This window comes from Nocardia sp. NPDC003482 (genome assembly GCF_053588115.1).
In genome coordinates this window covers 1-22480 of record NZ_JBSFPI010000010.1, presented here as the reverse complement: position 1 = coordinate 22480, position 22480 = coordinate 1, and the positions used below count along the sequence as shown (strand labels likewise).

General features: G+C 69.7%; 18 protein-coding genes and 1 rRNA gene. 12 read left to right on the top strand and 7 right to left on the bottom strand.

Features of this window, described 5'->3' with window-relative positions; genetic code table 11:
- Positions 1–7: 7 nt before the first annotated feature.
- On the bottom strand, positions 8–1417 hold the full coding sequence (locus ACWDSJ_RS17110; RefSeq protein ID WP_450033014.1) for a family 2B encapsulin nanocompartment shell protein: 1410 nt from the start codon (positions 1415–1417) through the stop codon (positions 8–10).
- Between the two features lie 316 nt (positions 1418–1733).
- Between ACWDSJ_RS17110 and ACWDSJ_RS17105 the strand changes: the two genes are divergently transcribed.
- Both ACWDSJ_RS17105 and ACWDSJ_RS17100 read left to right on the top strand, forming a co-directional pair.
- Positions 1734–4682 (top strand): AMP-binding protein, encoded by a 2949-nt coding sequence (locus ACWDSJ_RS17105; RefSeq protein ID WP_450033012.1) that lies wholly within the window; start codon positions 1734–1736, stop codon positions 4680–4682.
- Between the two features lie 80 nt (positions 4683–4762).
- On the top strand, positions 4763–5362 hold the full coding sequence (locus ACWDSJ_RS17100) for a class I SAM-dependent methyltransferase (protein ID WP_450033010.1): 600 nt from the start codon (positions 4763–4765) through the stop codon (positions 5360–5362).
- On the opposite strand, the gene rffA is transcribed toward ACWDSJ_RS17100, so the two are convergent.
- Complete coding sequence (gene rffA / locus ACWDSJ_RS17095; protein ID WP_450033008.1) at positions 5352–6494, bottom strand: dTDP-4-amino-4,6-dideoxygalactose transaminase; 1143 nt, start codon at positions 6492–6494, stop codon at positions 5352–5354. The genes ACWDSJ_RS17100 and rffA overlap by 11 nt on opposite strands.
- Positions 6481–7566 carry a glycosyltransferase family 2 protein gene (locus ACWDSJ_RS17090; RefSeq protein WP_387362239.1) on the bottom strand — a complete coding sequence of 362 codons (1086 nt, stop codon included), beginning with the start codon at positions 7564–7566 and terminating at the stop codon, positions 6481–6483. Before ACWDSJ_RS17090 ends, rffA begins: the two co-directional genes overlap by 14 nt.
- Before the next feature lie 189 nt (positions 7567–7755).
- Between ACWDSJ_RS17090 and ACWDSJ_RS17085 the strand changes: the two genes are divergently transcribed.
- From ACWDSJ_RS17085 to ACWDSJ_RS17070, 4 genes are all read left to right on the top strand, one after another.
- A complete protein-coding gene (locus ACWDSJ_RS17085) occupies positions 7756–9951 on the top strand; it encodes a hypothetical protein (protein WP_450033006.1) in 2196 nt (731 codons plus the stop codon).
- Between the two features lie 63 nt (positions 9952–10014).
- Positions 10015–12219 (top strand): hypothetical protein, encoded by a 2205-nt coding sequence (locus tag ACWDSJ_RS17080; protein ID WP_450033284.1) that lies wholly within the window; start codon positions 10015–10017, stop codon positions 12217–12219.
- The gene (locus ACWDSJ_RS17075) at positions 12216–12686 is read left to right on the top strand and encodes a GtrA family protein (protein ID WP_450033004.1); all 471 of its coding nucleotides are present in this window, start codon (positions 12216–12218) and stop codon (positions 12684–12686) included. The genes ACWDSJ_RS17080 and ACWDSJ_RS17075 overlap by 4 nt, the downstream gene beginning before the upstream one ends.
- A gap of 10 nt (positions 12687–12696) precedes the next feature.
- Positions 12697–12918, top strand: coding sequence for a Trm112 family protein (locus tag ACWDSJ_RS17070; protein WP_450033003.1), 222 nt, complete (start codon positions 12697–12699; stop codon positions 12916–12918).
- Positions 12919–13016: 98 nt separating this feature from the next.
- Here ACWDSJ_RS17070 and ACWDSJ_RS17065 read toward each other — a convergent pair whose 3' ends face one another.
- The 3 genes from ACWDSJ_RS17065 to ACWDSJ_RS17055 are packed head-to-tail and all read right to left on the bottom strand — an operon-like array spanning position 13017 to position 15120.
- On the bottom strand, positions 13017–13628 hold the full coding sequence (locus ACWDSJ_RS17065) for a TetR/AcrR family transcriptional regulator (RefSeq protein WP_450033001.1): 612 nt from the start codon (positions 13626–13628) through the stop codon (positions 13017–13019).
- Complete coding sequence (locus ACWDSJ_RS17060) at positions 13625–14398, bottom strand: ABC transporter permease (RefSeq protein ID WP_450032999.1); 774 nt, start codon at positions 14396–14398, stop codon at positions 13625–13627. The genes ACWDSJ_RS17065 and ACWDSJ_RS17060 overlap by 4 nt, the downstream gene beginning before the upstream one ends.
- Positions 14395–15120 (bottom strand): ABC transporter ATP-binding protein, encoded by a 726-nt coding sequence (locus ACWDSJ_RS17055; protein ID WP_450032997.1) that lies wholly within the window; start codon positions 15118–15120, stop codon positions 14395–14397. Before ACWDSJ_RS17055 ends, ACWDSJ_RS17060 begins: the two co-directional genes overlap by 4 nt.
- Positions 15121–15212: 92 nt before the next feature.
- Between ACWDSJ_RS17055 and ACWDSJ_RS17050 the strand changes: the two genes are divergently transcribed.
- The 3 genes from ACWDSJ_RS17050 to ACWDSJ_RS17040 all read left to right on the top strand — a co-directional run bounded on the left by ACWDSJ_RS17050 (position 15213) and on the right by ACWDSJ_RS17040 (position 17519).
- Positions 15213–16358 (top strand): low temperature requirement protein A, encoded by a 1146-nt coding sequence (locus tag ACWDSJ_RS17050; protein ID WP_450032995.1) that lies wholly within the window; start codon positions 15213–15215, stop codon positions 16356–16358.
- Between the two features lie 149 nt (positions 16359–16507).
- Positions 16508–16795 carry a DUF3761 domain-containing protein gene (locus ACWDSJ_RS17045; protein WP_387362255.1) on the top strand — a complete coding sequence of 96 codons (288 nt, stop codon included), beginning with the start codon at positions 16508–16510 and terminating at the stop codon, positions 16793–16795.
- 100 nt (positions 16796–16895) lie between these two features.
- Positions 16896–17519, top strand: a complete 624-nt coding sequence (locus ACWDSJ_RS17040; RefSeq protein ID WP_450032993.1) for a DNA-3-methyladenine glycosylase — start codon at positions 16896–16898, stop codon at positions 17517–17519.
- 25 nt (positions 17520–17544) lie between these two features.
- Here the strand turns inward: ACWDSJ_RS17040 and ACWDSJ_RS17035 are convergent, their stop codons facing one another.
- Positions 17545–19179, bottom strand: coding sequence for a 2-isopropylmalate synthase (locus ACWDSJ_RS17035; RefSeq protein ID WP_450032991.1), 1635 nt, complete (start codon positions 19177–19179; stop codon positions 17545–17547).
- A 203-nt stretch (positions 19180–19382) separates the two neighbouring features.
- Between ACWDSJ_RS17035 and ACWDSJ_RS17030 the strand changes: the two genes are divergently transcribed.
- The 3 genes from ACWDSJ_RS17030 to ACWDSJ_RS17020 form a co-directional block, all read left to right on the top strand.
- Positions 19383–20051, top strand: a complete 669-nt coding sequence (locus ACWDSJ_RS17030) for a FadR/GntR family transcriptional regulator (RefSeq protein WP_450032989.1) — start codon at positions 19383–19385, stop codon at positions 20049–20051.
- 89 nt (positions 20052–20140) lie between these two features.
- Positions 20141–21427: a tyrosine--tRNA ligase gene (tyrS, locus tag ACWDSJ_RS17025; protein ID WP_450032987.1), complete on the top strand. Its 1287-nt coding sequence runs from the start codon at positions 20141–20143 to the stop codon at positions 21425–21427.
- A gap of 496 nt (positions 21428–21923) precedes the next feature.
- Positions 21924–22480: ribosomal RNA gene (locus ACWDSJ_RS17020) — 16S ribosomal RNA — on the top strand; the annotation flags it as partial.

Genomic DNA, 22480 nt, shown 5'->3' with positions numbered 1-22480 from the left:
GCTCACCTCACTCGGCCGCGTGGCGGGCGACCAGGACGTTGTCGAGAATGCCCAGCGCGTCGGGCACCAGCACCGCGGCCGAGTAGTAGCAGCTGATCAGGTAGGAGATGATCGACTGATCGTCGATGCCCTTGAATCGGACGTTCAGGCTCGGGGCGTACTCGTCGGGGATGCCGGTCTGGTGCAGGCCGATCACGCCCTGTTCCTTCTCGCCGGTGCGCAGGGCGAGGATCGAGGTGGTCTGGGCCTCGCTGACCGGGATCTTGCCGCACGGGAAGATCGGCACCCCGCGCCAGGCCGGGACGCGGTGGCCGTCGACCTCCACCGGATCGGGGTAGAGCCCGCGCTTGTTGCATTCGCGGCCGAACGCGGCGATCGCCTTGGGGTGGGCCAGGAACAGTTTGGTGCTGCGCCGCATGGACAGCAGTTCGTCCATGTCGTCGGGGGTGGGCCCGCCGGACTCGCTGTAGATGCGCTGCTTGAGATCGCAGTTGTGCAGCAGGCCGAAGTCGGGATTGTTGACCAGGTCGTTCTCGCGGCGTTCGTACAGCGCCTCGATGGTCAGGCGCAGTTGCTGCTCGATCTGATTGTGCGGCTCGTTGAACAGATCCGCGACGCGGGTGTGCACGCGCAGCACGGTCTGGGCGAGGCTGAGCTCGTATTCGCGCGGGGAGGCGTCGTAGTCGACGAAGGTGCCCTCGAGCAGGGGTTCGCCGGAGTGCCCGGAGGCGATCTCGATATTCGCCTCGCCGTGCTTGTTCTGCGGGCGTTGCGATCGCGCCGACACCCGCGACAATTGCTCGCGCAATGCGGGCGCCTCGTCGGCGATGCGATCGAAATCCGCGCGCGCCAATGTGAGCACGGTCGTGGGGGTGAGCGTTTTCACCGTGGCGGGCCAGATCGCGTCGTTGTCCAGCAGCATGGAATCGCCGAAATAATCGCCGTCGGAGAGAATGCCCAGCCGGGTCACCTCGCCGAATTTACCGGTGCCCATCTTGCTGAGTTTTCCGTGCACGACCAGAATGATCTGATCCATCGGATTGCCGAATTCGGCGACGACCGTATCGGGATCGAGATCGCTTTGTTCGAAACGGCGGGCGAGGGCGGCCAGCACCTCCTCGTCCTCGAATTCCCGCAGGGCGGCCATTTCCCGCAGTTCCTCCGGGATGACGGTGGCGCGCGGGCCGTCGACGTCGAATTCGATCTCGCCGTTGCCCAGCGTGTGGGTCAGGCGGCGGTTGACCCGGTAGACGCCGCCGTGCACCTGGACCCAGGGCAGCGCGCGGGTCAGCCAGCGCGAGGAGATGCCCTGCATCTGCGGTTCGGATTTGGTGGAGTGCGCCAGCACTTGCGCGGCGCCCGTCGACAGACTCTTGCGTGCGTGATTCTCGGTTTCGATCGGCAATTCGATGGTCATACCTCAGTCCTCACATCGAGGTGGCCGTCCGGCGGCACCGAACGGTTACTTGCAGGGCGAGCAGGCAGGCGGAGACACACCTGCGAAGTAGGTGGCGCGAACGAATATTTATGTGCGACAGCGCGTTCCGGAGCAGTGTGACATCGCGATCCGGCCCCTCGATGGTAGGACGCGAACGGTCGGGTTCGCGGCGAAATCGCTCGAACGGCCGCGAATTTCATTGGGCGGTAACGAAACGGCAAGGCGCGTCGATTTCCAGACCGACCGGTAGCCGATCGGGGTCCGGGGCCGGGTGGGTACGGATAGGCTGGGAGCCATGGTGAGATTGACGCGGAGGTCGGTCGTCGAGTCGGTGCAGCGGTTGATGGCCACCGCGCAGAACGGGCTCGAGGTGATCCGCTTCGGCGGGCTGACCCACGACGTCGAGTCGTCGCCGTACGAGGTGACCGAGCGCAAGCGCATGTACCGGCTGCGGCACTACTTCCCCGACGACACCACCCCGGGCCGCCCGGTCGCGGTGCTCGTCCCCCCGCTCATGGTCAACGCCGACGTCTACGACGTGAACGTCGAGGGCGGCGCGGTCGGCATCCTGCACCGCGCCGGAATCGATTGCTGGGTGGTCGATTTCGGCTCGCCCGCCACCGAGGAGGGCGGCTGGAAGCGCGACCTGGCCGACCACGTGCTGGCGCTGTCCAGCGCGATCGACACCGTCAACGAGCTGACCGGGCACAACGTGCACCTGATGGGCTACTCGCAGGGCGGCATGTTCACCTATCAGACCGCCGCCTATCGCTACGGCAAGGGCGTGGAGAGCATCGTCACCTTCGGCAGCCCCGTCGACGTGGTCGCCGGGCTGCCGTTCGGCCTGCCCTACGGTCTGGTCTCCGAGGTCGCCGATTTCGTCGCCGACCACGTGCTCACCCGGCTGCCGATCACCGACGCCATGGTCCGGGTCGGCTTCCAGATGCTGGACCCGGTCAAGACCGCCAAGGCCCGGCTGGACTTCCTGCGCCAGCTGCACGACCGCGAGGCGCTGCTGCCCAAGGAGCGGCAGCGGCGTTTCCTCGAGCGCGAGGGCTGGGTCGGGTACGCCGGTCCCGCCGCCGCCGACCTGCTCAAGCAGTTCGTGGTGCACAACCGGATGATGTTGGGCGGATTCGTGATTCGCGACCATCCGGTGTCGCTGGCGGAACTGAGGTGCCCGATCCTGGCGTTCGTCGGGGAGGTCGACGACATCGGCCAGCCCGCCGCCGTGCGCGGCATCCTGCGCGCCGCGCCACACGCCGACGTCTACGAGGCCACCCTGGTGGCCGGGCACTTCGGCCTGGTCGCCGGGTCCACTGCCACGAACCACACCTGGCCGCTGGTGCGCGACTGGGTGAAGTGGCTCGACGGCACCGGCGAGCTGCCCGAGCAGATCGCCCCGATGACCGAGCACGAACCGGCCAACCCACAGCGCACCGCCGCCACCCGCGTGGTGCACACCGCGGCCTCGCTGGCCGAGACCGGGGCGGGGCTGGGCGCGGCGCTGACCGATATCGCGAGCAACGCGGTGCGCGGCTCGCTGGAACTCGGCGGCGAGGCGGCGCGGGCGCTGCCGCGCCTGACCCGGCTGGGGATGATCCAGCCGCACACGCGAATCTCGTTGGGTCGCTTGCTGTCCGAACAGGCCCGCCGCGCGCCGCTGCGCGACCTGTTCCTGTTCGACGACCGGGTGCACACCAACGCCGCGGTGAACCGGCGCATCGACAACGTGGTGCGCGGGCTGGTGTCGGCGGGTGTACGGCCCGCCGCGCGGATCGGCGTGCTCATGGAGACCCGACCCAGCGCGCTGGCCGCGGTCGCGGCGCTGTCGCGGCTCGGCGCGGTCGCGGTGCTGCTGCCGCCCGGCGGCGAACTGGACCGCGCGGTGGAGCTGACCGGGGCGAGCACGATCATCGCCGATCCGGAGAATCTGCGCGACGCGTGCGCCACGGGCGCGCGGGTGCTCGTACTCGGCGGCGGCGACACGCGCGAACTGGATGTGCCGCTGGACGGGGACGTGCTCGACCTCGAGCAGATCGATCCGTCGAAGGTGGTGCTGCCCGGCTGGTTCCGGCCCGATCCCGGACTCGCGCGGGAGCTGGCGTTCGTGCTGGTGACCGGCACCGGCGACAAGCTGGAGACCAAGTACATCACCAACCACCGCTGGGCGCTGTCGGCGTTCGGCACCGCCACCTCGGCCGATCTGGACCGCCGCGACACGGTGTACTGCCTGGCGCCGCTGCATCATTCGTCGGGGCTGCTGGTGAGCCTGGGCGGCGCGGTCGCGGGCGGCAGCCGGATCGCGCTGGCCCGCTCGCTGGATCCGGCGCGCTTCGCCGAGGAGGTGCATCGCTACGGCGTCACCGTGGTGACCTACACGTGGACGATGATGCGCGACATCCTCGACGCCGATCCGTTCCCGGACGGGCATTCGCATCCGATCCGGTTGTTCATCGGGTCGGGCATGCCCGCCGGGCTGTGGCGGCGCACCCTCGAAAGGTTCGCGCCCGCAAGGGTTCTGGAGTTCTACGCCTCCATCGAGGGCGATGTGGTGCTGGCGAACGTGGCGGGGGTGAAGATCGGCTGCAAGGGCCGTCCGGTGCCGGGCACCGCGCGGGTGGAACTCATCTCCTACGATCCGCACAGCGGCCGGATCGTCACCGACGCACAGGGTTTCGCGCGCCGCGCCGCCGACAACGAGGTGGGCCTGCTGATCGGCAAGGCGGGCGAGACGGTCGACATCTCCCAGGGCGGCCTGCGCGGGGTGTTCACCCCCGGCGACTCCTGGATGCCGACGGAGAACCTGTTCCGCCGCGACGGCGACGGCGACTACTGGCTGATGGACCGCCGCGACAGCGTGGTGCTCACCGACCGCGGCCCGGTGTACAACCAGCCGATCGTGGACGCGCTCAACGACATCACCGCCGTCGACACCGAGGTCGCCTTCGCCCTGCACGCCGCGGGCCGCACCCTGCCGGTCGCCGCGATCAGCGTCCGCGCGGGACACGAGCTGCGGCCCAAGGACGTCAGCGAATGCCTGCGCACGCTGGAGGCGAGCCAGCGGCCCGACCTGATCTTCGTCGTCGACGAGATCCCGCGCAGCTCCACCTACCGGCCCTCCACCCGCGCGGTGCAGGCGGCGGTGCGGCTCGAGCCGGACGAGAACACCTGGTGGTACAACCGCGACACCGAGACCTACGAGGTCCTCACCCGCGAGGCGCTCGACGCGCTGCTGGACTGAGCGCCCGGGGGGGCGAGCGTCCGGAGGGGGGAGAGCGTCCGGCGGGCGCGCGAGGCCCCGACCGGGTACGGTCACAGGCGGTGAGAACGAGCCTGGTCTACCGCAACCGGCGCATCTACGAGCTGTTGATGCGCGGGCTCTACCGGACCCACTACGCGGCCCGGTTCACCGCGATCGACGAGCTGATCCCCGACGGCGTGCGCGTGCTCGACGTGTGCTGCGGCCCCGCCACCCTCTACACCCGCTGCCTGCGCGACCGGTCGATCGACTACACCGGACTCGACCGCAACGCCGGATTCGTCGCGGACCTGATCGCGGCGGGCGGGCACGGGCGGGTGTGGAACGTGCGTGACGAAACCCCGTTGCCCGCAGCGGATTTCGTGGTCATGCAGGCCAGCCTGTACCACTTCCTGCCCGACGCGGCCCCGGTGGTGGACCGGATGCTCGCCGCGGCGGGGACGGCGGTGATCGTGACGGAACCGATCCGCAACCTCGCCACCAGCGAGCACCGCGTGGTCGCCGCGCTGGCCCGCCGCTGCACCGACGCCGGGGACGGCGCGCAGGCACACCGGTTCACCGAGACCACCCTCGACGCGCTGTTCGACCGCTACGGCTCCCGGGTCACGCGCCGGGGGCGCATCGCGGGCGGCCGGGAGAAGCTCTACCTCCTCACACCGTGAACGCGGTGACCGCCTCGATCACCCGCGTCACCTGCGCGTCGGTGAGGTCGGGCCACAGCGGCAGGCGCACGACGGTCTCGGAGAACTCGGCGCTGCGCACGCACGGCCGGGGCGTGCGGCCCAGCTTCCCGCCCGCCGGGCTGGTGTCCAGCGGCACGTAGTGGAACGGGGCCGAGATGCCTTGCGCGGCAAGATATCCGATGAAATCGTCGCGGCGCTGCTCGGTGGGCAGCCGCAGATAGAACAGGTGCGCGGTGTGCTCGCGGTCGGCGGGGACCCGCATGAGCCGAACGTCGTTGCGCGCGGCCCAGTCCGGCAGCGCGGCCGCGTAGGCGTCCCAGACCCGGTGCCGCCCGGCCTGAATCGTCTCGAACTCCTCGAGCTGCGCGTCGAGCACGGCGGCATTGAGTTCGCTGGGCAGATAACTGGATCCGATGTCCTGCCAGGAGTACTTGTCCACCGCGCCGCGCAGGAAACGGGCCCGGTCGGTGCCCTTCTCGCGGATGATCTCCGCGCGGCCCATCAGAATCTCGTCGGTGAGCAGCAGCGCGCCGCCCTCGCCGCAGTGCACGTTCTTGGTGTCGTGGAAGCTGAGCGCGCCCAGGGTGCCGAGGGTGCCCAGCGGCCTGCCGCGCCAGCGGCCGCCCAGCCCGTGCGCGTTGTCCTCGACGACGGCGATGCCGTGCGCGTTGGCCAGCGCGAGCAGGCCCGCCATATCGGCGGCGACGCCGCCGTAGTGGATGACCATGATCGCCTTGGTGCGCGGGGTGAGCACCGCGGCGACGGCCTCGGGGTCGAGATTGCCTGTGGCGCTGTCGATGTCGGCGAACACGCAGGTCGCCCCGCGCAGTGCCATGGCGGTCGCGGTGGAGGTGAACGCGAAGCTGGGGACGATCACCTCGTCGTCGGGGCCCAGCTCCAGCAGCAGGCCCGCCATCTCCATGGCCGAGGTGCAGGAGGTGGTCAGCAGCGCGTGCGGCGCCTCGGTGATGGCCTTGAGCTTCTCGGTCGCCGACCGCGTGAAGGGACCGTCGCCGTGGCTCTGATCCGACGACAGCACGGCCTCGAGGTTGGGCAGCTCCCGCCGGGCCCGGTAGGGACGGCTGAAGATGATGCGGTCAGTGGTGGTCAACCCGATCGTTCCCCTCGGTGATCGTCGCGGATGTCTCCCGATTCTCTACCACGTCCGGGGTGGGGTTCGCGGGTCGCGGGGTGGGGGAGGCGACGGTGAGATAGAGCGGCTTGCCCACCAGCACGTGCAGGGCGACACCGAGATATTCGGCGATCAGGCCGAGCGAGAACAGGATCGCGCCCGAGCACAGCAGCAGCACCACGATGGTCGAGGTCCAGCCCTCCGGCGCCCAGTCCGAGCGGGTGAGGGCCTCGAAGACGATGAGCCCGGCCATCACCGCCCCGCCCAGCGCGAGGGTCACCCCCAACATGCTGACCAGGCGCAGGCCGCGAGTTCCGCTGCACAGCACCATCTTCCAGAACAGCGAGAACAGCCGCCGGTAGTTGTAGCCGGACTCCTCGCGGCCCTCGGCGCGCAGCGCGACCGGGACCTGGGCGACGGTGTCGACCACCCAGGTGAGCGCGACGTCGAGATATACGCCGTTGGAGGCCACCTCGGCGAGCTGGCGGGCGATGTCGCCGCGGATGAGCCGGTAGCTCTCGAACCGGGTGGAGTCGGGGAAGGCGAACAGGGTGGCCAGCACGAGTTTCGCGCCGCGCGAGGTGAGGTTGCGCAGGAAGCCGTGCGGGCGGGTGTTGATCGGCTTGGAGTAGACCAGGTCCGCGCGCTGCGCGAGGGCCGCGTCCAGGAAGGCGCCGATGAAGGCCGGGTCGTGCTGGCCGTCCTCGTCCATGGTGACGGTCCAGTCGCCGCGCGCGGCCGACATGCCCGCGATGGTCGCGGCGTCCTGACCGAAGTTGCGCGACAGCCAGATCGGGCGCACGTTGTCGTGGCGGGCGGCCAGCTCCTGCAGGACGACATCGGAGCGGTCGGGGCCGTGGTCGTGGACGAGGATGATCTCGCCGACCACGAAGGTGGCGCCGCCGGGGGTGGTCGTCGGCCGCGCGTAGGTCGCGAGTTCGGCGACGAGTCCGGCGATGGTCTGCTCGCCGCGGTACACCGGGACCACCACGGAGACGGTGTGCGTCCGGGCGGACCCGCGGTGTCCGTTGGATTCGGGGGGAATCGGCATCAGCTGGATCAACTTTCGATGACGGTGCGTGCCGGTACTCCTCGCTGGTCACCAGAGCCCGAGCCGCTGAGAACTCTAGCACGGTGGTGAAGGGCCGCCCCGGGCGCAGAGCCGCCGTCTCCAGCACCGTGGTGGGGGCCGCCCCGGGTGCCGGAGCAGTCGCCGAACCCGCTGTAAGGTCTGGAACCTGTGAGCGAAGGTGACGACTCCGAGACTCTTTCGCGGCGACGGGTTCACCGCTGGGGAGCGGTGACGGCGCTCGGGGTCGTCGTCGGGTACGGGGCCGTCCTGCTGGGCAATGTGCGTCATTTCTTCACCGACGACACCGAATCCCAGTACACCGGGCTGTGGCTCGCGCTGGGACGCGCGTTGCGCGCGGGCCGGTTCCCGGTGATGTGGCCGGACCAGTGGATGACCGGCAACAACACGATGGACGACGCGGGGCTGTTCAATCCGCCGCAGCTACTGGTGGATCTGATCGCGCCCTCGGTGGACAACGTCGCGCTGTACGCGACGCTCGTGAAGCTGATCTTCTCGATCATCGCCGCGCTCGGCGTGTACCGGGTGTGCCTGGCCTACGGGGGCCGCCCGGCCTGGTCGGCGGTGGCGGGGGTGGCGTTCCCGTTCAGCGGCTGGTTCCTGTTCTTCGACGAGGCCAGTTGGATGACCGCGCTGACGGGGACCGCGTGGATGCTGCACGCGTGGGCCGCCTCGGTGCGCTACACGCGCGGAAGGGGCGGGCCGCTACCGGTTTTCGTGTACCTCTACCTCACCATCTCCACGGCCTACATCTTCCCGGCGGTGGAGGCGATGATCATGCTGGCCGCGGTCGCGGTGGGGGAGATCCTGTACCAGCGGGCCTGGCGGCCGGTGGCCCGGCTGACCGCGGCGGCCGCGTGCGCGGGGGCCGCGGGACTGCTGACGTTCCTGCCGAGCATGCTCTCGGCGAAGGTCACCTGGCGCGGCACCTCGCAGATCATCAACGATCAGTTCCTCACCGTGCCGTGGTCGGAGTCGCTCAACGCCAGCCTGCCCAGCACGATGCCCGCGTTCAGCGCGTGGTGGGGATACATCCAGCCGCTGCCGGTCACCTATATCGCGTGGTTCCTCGTCCCGATCCTCGCGTTCGTCGACTGGCGTGCGGCACGGGCGGAGTGGCGGCAGCTGAGCGGGGTCGCGCTGTTCTCGGTCGTGATGCTGATGTGGACCGCGGGGCCCGGCACCATCGGGCCGCTGCGCTGGCCCGCGCGGGTGCTGCCGATGCTGGCCGTCGGGCTGCTGGTGCTGGTGTGCGTGCTCGTCGGCCGGTACGGCACGACGCGGGATTGGCGACCGCGGGCGGTCGCGGCGGGCGTGCTCATCCTCGCGCTGTGGGTGCGCTCGTTCTCCGCCGACCCGCACGACGTGCTGTGGCATGTGCTGGCCGCGGTGGTCGTCGGCGCGCTGCTGGCCGGGGTGCTGTGGCTGGGCCGGACGCGGGGCACGGCCGCGGCGTGCGCGCTCGCCCTCGTCGCGATGTTCCCCATCGCGTACGCCCAGGTGGCCTCGGTGCAGCCGACGCCGATGTCGTGGCAGCTGCCCGCGTCGCGGTCCGAGGCGAAGGCCGCCTTCCCGGACTTCGGCGGCAAGACGCTGCAACTGGGCGAGCGCGGGCTGCTGCAACCGGGCGACAAGAGCGTCGAAAACGCCTATGGCTCATTGGTTTTCGGCAACTACGCCAAGAATCTGGAGCTGAACTACGTCAACGGCTACACCCCGACCGGCTACTACTACTTCGGCGAGCTGCTGTGCATGCGGTGGGATTCCAGCGTCTGCCCCGACGCCTACCGCCGCGTGTTCGCCCCGGAACCGACGACGGGCCGCCCGCTGGTCGATCTGATGAAGGTGGATCGAGTCGTCTTGCAGCGCGCGCTGTTCCCGGACGCGGCGAAGCAGGAACCCCCGCCCGGCTGGAAGTGGGTCGACTACCCGGGCCACGAGCGCTGGATCGCGGTGCTCGAACGCGTGGACGGGCCGGTGTCGACGACAGGCGGCCGGGTCGCGGCGACCAAGGACCTCACGGCGGCGTCGCTGTCGGAATCCGACACCGAGAGCCGGGTGCGGGTCAGCTCGCCGGACGGCGGCCGGGTGGTGTTCGCGCGGCTGGGCTGGCCCGGGTATCGGGTCACCTTGAACGGCAAGCCGATTCCGTTCACCACGGTCGCGAAGTCCTTCGTCGCCGTGGACGTCCCGGCGGGCACGAACGACGCCGAGCTGCGCGTGAGCTGGCGGCCGCCGGGCTGGAAGATCGGCATCGCGACGTTCGTGGCGGGCCTCGCCGGAATCGCGGTGTTGCAGTGGATGTTCGTGCGGTCCCGGCGGCGCGGGGACCTCGCCGCCCTGTAGGGTCTGGTCCTCGTGGTGGAAAGTGCTGCTGGGTCGATCGCGCAGGCGGACGATCGCAAGAAGATCTACAGGTGGGGGGCGCTCACCGCACTCGGTGTGGTGCTCGGCTACGCCGCGGTCCTGCTCGCCAACGCCCGCCATTTCTATACCGACGACACCGAATCCCAGTACGCCCCGCTGTGGGTGATGCTCGGCCATCGGCTGCGCGACGGGCAGCTGCCGCTACTGGCGCCCGACCAGTGGATGACCGGCAACTACACCATGGAGGAGGCGGGGCTGTTCAACCCGCCGCAGCTGCTGATCGATCTGATCGCGCCCTCGGTGGACAATATCGCCCTCTACGCCACGATCGTGAAGCTGATCTTCTCGATCATCGCCGCGCTCGGCGTGTACCGGGTGTGCCTGGCCTACGGCGGGCGCGCGGCGTGGTCGGCGGTGGCGGGTATCGCCTTTCCGCTCACCGGCTGGTTCCTGTTCTTCGACGAGGCCAGCTGGACGACCTCGCTGACGGGGACCGCGTGGATGCTGCACGCGTGGGCGGCGTCGGTGCGCTACACCCGCGGCAGGGGCGGGCCGATCCCGGTGTTCGCCTACCTCTATCTGGCGATCTCGGTCGAATACGTCTTTCCGGCCGTCGAGTCGGCGCTCATGCTGCTCGCGGTCGCCGTGGGAGAGGTTGTGTACCAACGGAAGTGGCGGCCGGTGGCGCGGCTGGCGCTGGTGGCCGGGTGCGCGGGCCTGGCCGGGCTGATGACGTATCTGCCGAGCATGCTCTCGGCGAAGGTGAGCTGGCGGGGGACCTCGCAGATCAACAACGACCAGTTCCTCACCGTGCCGTGGTCGGAATCGCTGAACGCGAGCCTGCCGTCCACCCTGCCCGCGTTCAACTCGTGGTGGGGCTACATCCAGCCGATGCCGGTCACCTACATCGCGTGGTTCCTGATTCCCGCGCTGGCCTTCGTGGACTGGGGCCGGGCCCGCGCGGCGTGGCGGGAGCTGACCGCGGTCGCGCTGTTCGCGATCATGTTCCTGATGTGGACCGCCGGGCCCGGTACGGTCGGGCCGCTGCGCTGGCCGTCGCGCGTGCTGCCCATGCTGGCGGTCGGGCTGCTGGTGCTGGTGTGCGTGCTGATCGGCCGCTTCGGCACGGTGTCCGGCTGGCGAGGGCGCGCGGTCGCGGCGGCGGTGCTGATCGGATTGCTGTGGGTGCGAACGTTTTCCGCCGATCCGCACGACGCGCTGTGGCATGTGCTGTCGGCGCTGGCCGTGGCGGCGGTGGGCGCGGGCGCGGTGTGGCTGGGCCGCACCCGGGGCGCGGGCGCGGCGGCGGCGCTGGCCATCGTGGCCATGTTCCCCATCGCCTACGGGCAGGTCGCGGCCGCGCAGCCGACGCCGATGGGGTGGAATCTGCCGGTGTCCCGGTCCGAGGCCAAGGGCGCGTTCCCCGACTTTCCCGGCGTCACCCTGCAATTGGGCGATCGGGGGCTGCTGCAACCCGGCGACCGGACCGTGCGGGGGGCCTACGGTTCGCTGGTCTTCGGCAACTACGCCAAGGACCTCGAGCTGAACTATGTCAACGGCTACACCCCCAACGGGCACTACTGGTTCGGTGATCTGCTGTGCATGCGCTGGGATTCCAGCGTGTGCCCGGACGCGTTCCGGCGCGTGTTCACCCCCGAGCCGAGCACCGGCCGTACCCTGGTGGATCTGATGAAGGTCGATCGAGTCGTGTTGCAGCGGGCCATGTTCCCCGACGCGGACGCGCGGCCCGCGCCGGAGGGCTGGAAGTGGGTCGAGTACCCGGGCCACGAGCGCTGGATCAGCGTGCTCGAGCGCGAGGGCGGGCCGGTCGCCACGGTCAACGGCCGGGTCGCCGACGCGCACGACGTGACCGCGACCTCGATCGGCGAATCCGACACCGCGAGCACGGTCCGGGTCAGCTCGCCCGCCGGAGGCCGGGTGGTGTTCGCGCGGTTGGGCTGGCCCGGGTATCGGGTCACCTTGAACGGCAAGCGGATTCCGTTCACGACCGTCGCGAAATCGTTCGTGGCCGTGGACATTCCGGCGGGAACCACGGACGCGGAACTGACGGTGGCCTGGCGGCCGCCGGGCTGGAAGATCGGCATCGCGGCGGCCGCCGCCGGGCTGATCGGGCTCGGGGTGTTGCAGTGGGCGCACGTGCGCTCGCGCCGTCCCGAGGACGACGAGCCCGCCGCGGCGGCGCCCGATCCGGAGCCGGAACGCGTTCCCGCGGAGGCGCTTTCGTGAACGAGGCGGCCGTGACCGGGACGGGCGAACTCGCCCGGCCGGGTCCGCTGCTGCGGCTGATCCGGCGGCAGGAGGTCGCCTTCGCCGCCGTCGGGGTGGGCAATACCGCGCTCGGTATGGCGATGACCGTGCTGTGGCTGAAGGTGCTGGGACCGGCCTGGCCGCCCGCGGTGGCGGTGGTGCTGGCCTACGCCGTCAGCATCGTGTTCGCCTTCCTCGCCCATCGCACGCTGGTGTTCCGGGTGCGGGGGCATGTGCTGCGCGACTTCGTCCGGTTCGTGCTGGTGAACTCCGGCGGGCTGGTGCTCAATACCGTGGGCGTGCAGGTGGCGGTCGGGGTGTGGCGGCTGCCGGAGACCCCGGCGACGCTGGTCGTGATGGGTCTGGTCGCGGTCGGCAGCTTCTTCGGGCACCGGCACTTCTCGTTCCGGCGAGCGCCGCGTCGGCCCGTTCCCGAGGACCGGTAAGTTATCGATCATGGCGGAGCAAACCTTGGATTCCACGTTGTTGAGCCTGCTGGCCTGCCCGCAGGACAAGGGCCCGCTGTCGCTGGTCCACGACGGCGACGGCGCGAGCCTGCTCTACAACCCGCGCCTGCGCCGCGCCTACCGCGTCGACAACGGCATCCCGGTGCTGCTCGTCGACGAGGCCCGCGAGGTGTCCGACGCCGAGCACGAGAGGTTCAGCGCCCAGGGTTGATTCGGACCCAGAGCCCGAGCACAGGCTGAGTGGGGCTCAGGGCTCGAGCGCGAGGCCGAGTGGGACCCAGAGCTCGGGCGGGGGGCTGAGCCGGGGACTCAGAGTCCGATGTCCCCGGTCAGGTAGCGCTGCAAGGTCGGCCCGACGATGCGGGCGAGTTGGTCGACGGGCATGGACGCCAGGGGTTCGATGCCGACGATCTTGCGGCCGACCAGGACGCCGATCATTTGTGAGGCGGCCAGCACCACCCGGGTCGCGCCGCTGCCGGGGGGCGAATCCACCCGGGAGCGAACGTCTTTGAGCACGACCTCGAGCAGGAACTGGCGGGCCAGCGTGGCGTCCCCGCCCAGGACGGTGCGGAAGAACGCCACGGCCTGGAGGCCGAGGGGGGAGTCCCACACGCCGACCACGGCGCGGACGATGGTCTCGCCGAGCGCGTCGACGGGGACGGCGGCGATCTGGTCGGTGATGAGAGTCGGGTCGATCGGGAGATCCAGTGCGGCCGTGAGCAATTCGGCCTTGGTGCCGAAATAGTGGTGCACCAGCGCCGGATCCACCCCGGCGACCCCGGCGATCGAACGGATCGACGCCTTGTCGAAACCGACCTCGGCGAAGCGCGCGCGGGCGGCGTCGAGTATCGCCGCGCGCGTGCCGGACTGCCCGGGGCGGCGACCGCTGCGCCCGGGCCCGCCGTTGCCGGTGTCGGTCATGCCGTGCGCCTGCGGAGGGTGGCCGCCCCGGAACCCAGTGCGACGGCGGCGAATCCGGCCACCACGAGCAGATCCCACCACATCCGCGCGGTCGCGCCCGGGGACCGGGAGACCTGTTGCAGGGCGTCGACGGCGTAGCTCAGCGGCAGCACGTCGCTGATGATCTCCAGCCAGCGCGGCAGCTGATCGCGCGGCACGAGCAGCCCACACAGGAAGAATTGCGGTCCGACGATCATCGGCATGAACTGTACCGCCTGAAACTCCGTGCGCGCGAAGGCACTTGCCAGCAGACCCAGCGCCACCCCGAGCACCGCGTCGAGCACGGCGATCAGCAGCACCAGCCACACGCTGCCTCGTGAGGTCAGCCCGAGCAGGCCGAACGCCACCAGACAGGCCAGCCCCGCCTGCGCGGCCGCGGCCACCGAGAACGCGGTCCCGTAGCCGGCCAGCAGATCGGGTTTGGACAGCGGGGTGGTCATCAGCCGTTCGAGCGTGCCCGAGCTGCGTTCGCGCTGCATGGCGATCGCGGTGATCAGGAACATCACGATGAACGGCAGGATGCCCAGCATGCTGATGCCGACACGGTCGAACAGCCGCGGCATGCCCGGCACGGCCGGGGTGTCGTGATAGACGAAGTACAGCAATGTGATCAGCAGCGCGGGCACCAGCAGCAGCATCGCGACCGTGCGATGGTCGGCGCGCAACTGTTTCAGGATGCGGACGGTGGTGGCGGTGTAGCAGCGGGTGGTGCGGGTCAGGGCGGTGGTCATCGCGGCTGCTCCATTCTGATCAGGGCGAGAAACGCGTTCTCCAAACTGGTTTCGCCGGTGCGTTCGCGCAGTTCGTCGGGGCTGAGTTCGGCGAGCAGGGCGCCGTCGCGCAGGAGCAGCAGATCCTCGCAGTGCTCGGCCTCGTCCATCACGTGACTCGACACGATCAGGGTGCGGCCCTGCGCGGCGAGGTCGTGGAACTGCCGCCACAGCTCGGCGCGCAGCACCGGATCCAGGCCCACGGTCGGCTCGTCGAGGACCAGCAGTTCGGGATCGGCGACCAGCGCGCACGCCAGCGACACGCGGGTGCGCTGCCCGCCGGAGAGCTGATTGCCGCGCTGGCGGGCATGCTCGCCGAGCCCGACCGACTCGATCGCCGCGTGGACGGCGTCGGCGGGGCGGCCGTAGAGCGCGGCGAAGTAGGAGACGTTGTCGGTGACGGTCAGATCGTCGTAGATGCTCGGCGCCTGGGTCACATAGCCCACGCGCGAGCGCAGCCGCGGACTGCCCGCGGGCTCGCCCAGCACCCGCACGCTGCCCGCCTGGACGAGCTGGGTGCCGACGATGCTGCGCATGAGCGTGGTCTTGCCGCAGCCCGAGGGGCCGAGCAGACCGGTGATGCGGCCGCGCGGGACGGTCAGCGAAATGTCGTGCAGCACTTCGCGTCCGCCGCGCCGCACCCGCAGGTGCGTGATCTCGATCGCGAGTTCCGGCGCCGCCATGGGCCACCTCTATTCATCGTGTGTTGAATTCATTGCTCGTTGAATTCTGCGCCCCCATCCCGCCGTCCGCAAGTCCCGATTAGTCTTCGCCCGTGAGCAGTGCTGTTTCCGACGAGGCCGAGGGCGGGCAGACCCGGGCGTCCACCCTGGAGTTGTTCTTCGACCTCGTGTTCGTCTTCGCCCTGACCCAGCTGACCCACGCCTTCGGCGCGCATCCCGGCTGGCCCGCGCTGGGCCGGGTGGCCCTGGTCTTCGCCATCATGTGGTGGATGTACAGCGGGTACGTGTGGCTGACCAACGAGGTCGCGCCGAATTCGACCGTGCGCCGGACCGCGCTGATGCTGGGCATGTTCGGGTTCTTCGTCATCGCGCTGGCGATCCCTGGCGCGTTCGCCGGGTCGGGCATCGCCTTCGGGCTGGGCTACCTGCTGGTGAATGTCGTTCACTCCGCGCTGTTCTGGGCCAACGGCGGGACGCAGGCGTCGGCGGCGGCGCTGCGGATCGTGCCGCCCAACGCGGTCTCGGCGATTCTGGTGCTGGTCGGCGGCTGTGTGCACGGGTGGCCGCGCTACGGGTGCTGGATCGTCGCGCTGGTCGTGCAGATCGCCACGCCGTATCTGAGCGATCCGGGCGGATTCGTCATCCGCACCGCGCACTTCTGCGAACGGCACGGGCTGGTGCTGCTGGTCGCGCTCGGCGAATCGGTCGTCGCGGTGGGCGCGAGCCTGCACGCCGACACCGTGACCGTGCCGCTGGTGGCGATGGTCGGGCTCGGCCTGACACTCAGTTACGTGCTGTGGTGGGCGTACTTCGGGCTCGACGACGAACGCGGCGAGCACGCCCTCGCCGCGCTCGCGGGCCCGCGGCGCGGCCGACCGGCCGTGCTGGCCTACGGCTACGCCCTGTACCCCATGCTGCTCGGCGTCATCCTGACCGCGGCGGGCATCGGAACCGTTCTGGCGCACGGCAATTCGCCGGTGCCGGTGGCCCAGGCGCTGGCGCTGTCGGGGGGCGTGGCGCTGTACTTCTTCGGGCAGGGCTGTTTCCGCCTGGCGCTGGGCATTCCGCGCGCCTGGATCCGGCTGGTGGCCGCGCTCGCCGTGCTGGCGACCGCGCCGATCGGCGTGGCGTGGGTGGCGTGGGGGCAGCTGGTCGCGCTGCTGGTCGTGGGGTACGGGCTGGTGATCGCGGACGACAATCTGGGCATTCGGGCGGGGGATCACAGCGCCTACGTATGACGGGAACGTCCGGGAACCGGTCCGTATGGTTCCCACAACCCCCCAATTGTCCGGATCCGAGTGTGGCGGCTCGGCGCGATGGGTAACTTGATCCCTCCGTACCGCGACCGGTGCGGACGAAAGACGCACTGCTGTAGGGAGTTTCACAGATGAACACCGATCGGCGAGCTCGGCTCGCGTCCTGGGCCTGCGCCGTCGGGGTGGCCGTCGCCGCGGTCCTCACCCCCACCGCCGCGGCCGTCGCCGCGCCGCCCGCCTTCGTCGCCTGCCCCGCGGGCGAGTACCAGAACGTCGACAACGCCTGTGTCCCGCGCCCGCAGCAGTCCGATACTCAGCCCGACGGGGCGACCGCCCAGTGCAAGGACGGCACCTACAGCTTCAGCCAGCACCGGAGTGGCACGTGCTCCGGGCACGGCGGGGTGTCGCGCTGGTTGTAGCGGCCTGCCCCGGGCACGGCGGGGTGTCGCGCTGGTTGTAGGCGGCTCCGCCCACTACCCCTGGCGGGGCGGGCGAGGGCGGAATGGACAATGGTCCGTTGTGTCTGCTGAAGAACTCGCCGTCGAACCCGTTGCCGCCGCCCGCCGACTGCTGGGCGCGACCCTCTGGTCGGGTGCGGTCGGCGCACGGATCGTGGAGGTGGAGGCGTACGGGGGTGATCCGGCCGGGCCGTGGCACGATCCGGCCGCGCACTCCGGGCGGGGGCGGACCCCGCGCAACGCGGTCATGTTCGGCCCGCCCGGCCACCTGTACGTGTACTTCAGTTACGGGATGCACACCTGCGTGAACGTGACGAGCGGGCCGGACGGTGTCGCCAGCGCGGTGCTCATCCGGGCGGCGGAGATCATCGCCGGGCACGAGGCGGTGCGCGAACGCCGTCCCGCCGCCCGGACCGACGCGGCGCTGGCCCGGGGGCCGGGAAATGTCGGGAGTGCCCTCGGAATCTCGTTGCGGGACTACGGAATCGATCTGTTCGACCCGCGGGCGCCCATCCGGCTCGAATTGGGAACGCCGATCACCGACCCGAGCGCCATCGGGATCGGGCCCCGGGTCGGGGTGAGCCTGGCCGCGGATCGGCCGTGGCGACTGTGGCTGATCGACTCGCCCGCGGTGTCGGCGTACCGCCGCAGTCCGCGCGCGCCGCGGGCCGAGAAGTCGGCATGAGTTCCCGGCCCGCGGCTGCGGCGATTCAGGAGGCCGGGACCGCCGCCGTCATCGACGCGCGATGCGCGGCGGACAGCACGGCCCGGCACGCCGCCTCGGTCGCGGTGCGGCCGAATCCGATTGCCCAGGAGGCGGTTCCGGCCGATCGGTATTCCAGGTAGGCGATCGTGGCGTCGTCGACCCGGTGGTCGGTGACGGACAGGACCTCGACCCGGGGGCCGTGCTCGGCGATCAGTTCGGCCGCGGCCGCCGCGTCGGCCGGGTGCCCGACGCGGTGGCCGTCGATGTCGAGGCCGGTGTCCGCCCAGCGGATTCGGGGATTCTCCGGGGCGTAGACGGCCAGCAGCAATTCGTACAGTTGCGCCGCGGTCGCCTCGCCGCCGGTGCCGTCGGTGTGGCGCTGTACGTGCCGGGCGAAGTCGATCTGCACCCGGCGCGGCAGCCGCAGCCCGTACTCCGTCTCCAGCAGATACGCGATGCCGCCCTTGCCGGACTGGGAGTTCACCCGGATCACGGCGTCGTAGGAGCGGCCCACATCGGCCGGATCGATGGGCAGATACGGTACGCGCCAATCGATTTCGCGTTCGGTGACGCCGTCACGCGCCGCCCGCGCCCGATGTTCGGCGAAGCCCTTCTTGATCGCGTCCTGATGGGTGCCCGAGAACGCGGTGTAGACGAGATCGCCCACGTACGGGTGGCGCGGCGGGATCGGCAACCGCGTGCAGTACTCGACCGTGCGGCGGATCTCGTCGATATCGGAGAAGTCGATCATCGGATCCACGCCCTGCGCATGCAGATTCAGCGCCAGCGTCGCCAGATCCACATTGCCGGTGCGCTCGCCGTTGCCGAATACGCAGCCCTCCACGCGCTGCGCCCCGGCCAGCACCGCGAGTTCGGCGCACGCCACGCCGGTGCCGCGATCGTTGTGCGGATGCACCGACAGCACGACACCGTCGCGGCGGGCCAGGTTGCGATGCATGTACTCGATCTGGTCGGCGTAGACGTTGGGCGTGGCGACCTCCACGGTCGCGGGCAGATTCACGATCACCGGCCGCTGCGGGGTGGCGTCCCACAGCGCGGTCATCCGATCGCACAGCTCCAGCGCGTAATCGGGCTCGGTGAGCATGAAGACCTCGGGGGAGAACTGGAACCGGATGTTGGCCCGGTCCCCGGCGCCCGCCGCGACGGCCCGCCCGCCCGCGAGGATCATCTCGGTCGTCTCCGCTCGCGACATGCCGAGCACGACCTCGCGCCACACCGGCGCGGTCGCCGCGTACATGTGGACGACGACGTCGTTGGCGATGCCGCGCACCGACTCCAGCGTGCGGTCGATGAGATCGGGCCGCGCCGGGGTGAACACCACGATCGTCACGTCCGCGGGGGCGAGATCGGTCTCGGCGAGCAGCCGCACGAAGTCGTAATCGGTCTGCGAGGCGCTCGGATAGCCGACCTCGATCTCCTTGTAGCCCATGGCCACCAGCAGTTCGAAGAAGCGGCGCTTGCGCTGCGGATCCATCGGCTCGGCCAGGGCCTGATTGCCGTCGCGCAGATCGACCGGCACCCACAGCGGCGCCGCGGTGATCCGGTTCGACGGCCAGCGACGCTCGGTGAGCGGCACCGAAACCCGTTGGTACACATCGCGATACCGGTGCGACGGCATGACGGAGGGCTGTTGGCGATTCCAGGACATGGGGGATGAGTGCTTTCGCGTCGGAGGGACGACCGGCGCGGCGAAGCAACCCGCGGGCAGGGTGCCGGTCGAATCAGACCCCGCCGCGGCGGCGAAGGAGAAGCAGACCGGATCCCATGTGGCCTACACTAGCGAGGAGAAAGTCCTCAGACAAGTAGAGAGGTACGGAAACTTTGGCGCACGTACAGCGGCATCCGCTCGCCGCCCAGGCGGCCGAACTTCTGTTGCGGCGGATCCGTGCGGGCGAATGGGCGCTGGGCCACAAGCTGCCCGGCGAGACCACGCTGGCCGCGCAACTGGGCGTGGGCCGTTCGACGCTGCGCGAGGCGATCCGGGAACTGTCCGGCAAGGGCGTCCTCGAAAGTCGCCAGGGCGCAGGCGTTTTCGTGACCGCGCTGGACGTCGCCGAGGATTGGGACACCATCCTGCGCCGGGCCGACATCGTCGCCGTCATCGAGGCGCGGCTGGCCATCGAGGCCGAATCCGCGGCCCTGGCGGCTGCGCGCCGCACGCCCGCCGACCTGCGCGCGCTGTGGCGGGCCCTGGCCGTCCGCGCCGAGGCCACGGGATCGGTCGAGGAGCTCGTCGACGCCGACACCGCCTTCCACCGCGCGGTCGTCACCGCCGCGCACAACGACATCCTCACCGGCATGTTCGACGCCTTCATCCCGCGCTCACGCCACGCGATGGTCGACATGCTGCGGATCCGCCCGCTGACCGACGCCCGCGCCGACCACCACGCGCACGAGGTCCTGCTCGACGCCGTCCGCCGCCGCGACGCCGCCGCGGCGGCCTCGGCGAGCCGGGTCCACCTGACGTCCTTGCGGGACGCCTTCGCCTGATAATCGCTGGACCGCCGGGCCGCCGCCGATCAGACTCGGCGGTGGACCTGTGCGCGGGCGACCGGAGCCGTGCGGAAAGATAGGGCGACGTGAGCGTCGACATCATCGAGGAACTGACCTGGCGGGGGCTGATCGCCCAGTCCACCGATCTGGACGAGCTGCGATCGGAGCTGGCGAAGGGTCCGATCACGCTCTATGCCGGATTCGATCCGACCGCCCCGAGCCTGCACGCCGGGCATCTGGTTCCGCTGTTGGCGCTGAAGCGTTTTCAGCAGGCGGGCCATCGGCCGATCGTGCTCGCGGGCGGGGCCACCGGGCTGATCGGCGACCCGCGCGATGTCGGCGAACGGACGATGAACTCGACCGACACGGTCGCGGCCTGGGCCGAACGCATCCGCGGGCAGCTGTCCCGCTTCGTCGACCTCGGCGATACCGGAAACGGCGCGATCATCGTCGACAACATGCAGTGGACCGGGCCGTTGAGCACGGTCGACTTCCTGCGCGATGTGGGCAAGCACTTCTCGATCAACGTCATGCTCGCGCGCGAGACCGTCAAGCGGCGGCTCGAGACCGACGGCATGTCCTACACCGAGTTCAGCTACATGCTGTTGCAGGCCCACGACTACCTCCAGCTGCGCCGCCAGCACGGGTGCCGTTTGCAGGTCGGCGGCTCGGACCAGTGGGGCAACATCATCGCGGGCGTCGAGCTGAACCGCCGCGTCGACGGCGAGCACGTGCACGCGCTGACCGTTCCCCTGGTGACCTCGGCCGACGGCAAGAAGTTCGGCAAGTCCACCGGCGGCGGCAGTCTGTGGCTCGATCCGGAGATGACCAGCCCCTACGCCTGGTACCAGTACTTCGTGAACACCGCCGACGCCGATGTCGTGCGCTACCTGCGCTGGTTCACCTTCCTCGACCGCGCGGAACTCGACGAGTTGCAGAAGGCCACCGAGGAGCGCCCGCACGCCCGCGAGGCGCAGCGACGGCTCGCCGCGGAGATGACGAATCTGGTGCACGGCGACGCGAATACGCGGGCGGTGCAGCTGGCCAGTCAGGCGCTGTTCGGGCGGGGTGACCTGCACGAACTCGACGAGGGCACATTGTCGGCCGCGTTGTCCGAGGCGGCGGGCGAGGGCGGCGTCGCGGTCGCGGGCACGGACGCCACGATCGTGGACCTGCTCGTGGCGTCCGGGCTCTCGGAGAGCCGGGGAGCGGCCCGCCGGGCGGTGAACGAGGGCGGCGCGTCGGTGAACAACACGCGCGTGTCCGACCCCGAGTGGACGCCCGGCGACTCGGACTTCCTGCACGGAAGCTGGCTCGTCCTGCGGCGCGGCAAGAAGAACTTCGCGGGCGTGCGGCGGACACCGAACCGATAGACATGACCTGGGTCACATCCGGTGACCCGGGCCGGTCGGAGGCCGGATCGGCGTCGCTCTGACCAGCGTTGATGATCTTCATCTTGGGGATTTGACGTTGCGTTATCCGACACGTAACTTGGTTCGAGTCAGAGCGACACGGACACCGACCGGGCCGAGAGGCCGGGACACGAGGTTGGACGGTGAGCGCCGGACAGCCAGCATGAAACCGACACGAACTTGGGACTTGACTCCCTGGCTTCGAGTGGTTAGGCTGGAAAAGTTGCCTCTTCAGAAGGTCGGATTACCGGCCCGATGGGGTGTGCGCCTGTTCTTTGAGAACTCAATAGTGTGTCGATGAATGTCAGTGCCAAATATTTTTGGTTTCGGCGCTCATACCCCCGTGTGGGTGTCGAACATTTTTGTCAGCTAATTTCCGGCTGGCGTTTATAGTTAGGTTTTCGGACTCTGGTTCGAGTTACTTCCGATTGCGCCCTTTGGGCGTGGTTGAGAGTCTTCAACGGAGAGTTTGATCCTGGCTCAGGACGAACGCTGGCGGCGTGCTTAACACATGCAAGTCGAGCGGTAAGGCCCTTCGGGGTACACGAGCGGCGAACGGGTGAGTAACACGTGGGTGATCTGCCTCGTACTCTGGGATAAGCCTGGGAAACTGGGTCTAATACCGGATATGACCATGGGATGCATGTCTTGTGGTGGAAAGATTTATCGGTGCGAGATGGGCCCGCGGCCTATCAGCTTGTTGGTGGGGTAATGGCCTACCAAGGCGACGACGGGTAGCCGACCTGAGAGGGTGACCGGCCACACTGGGACTGAGACACGGCCCAGACTCCTACGGGAGGCAGCAGTGGGGAATATTGCACAATGGGCGGAAGCCTGATGCAGCGACGCCGCGTGCGGGATGACGGCCTTCGGGTTGTAAACCGCTTTCGACTCCGACGAAGCGCAAGTGACGGTAGGAGTAGAAGAAGCACCGGCCAACTACGTGCCAGCAGCCGCGGTAATACGTAGGGTGCGAGCGTTGTCCGGAATTACTGGGCGTAAAGAGCTTGTAGG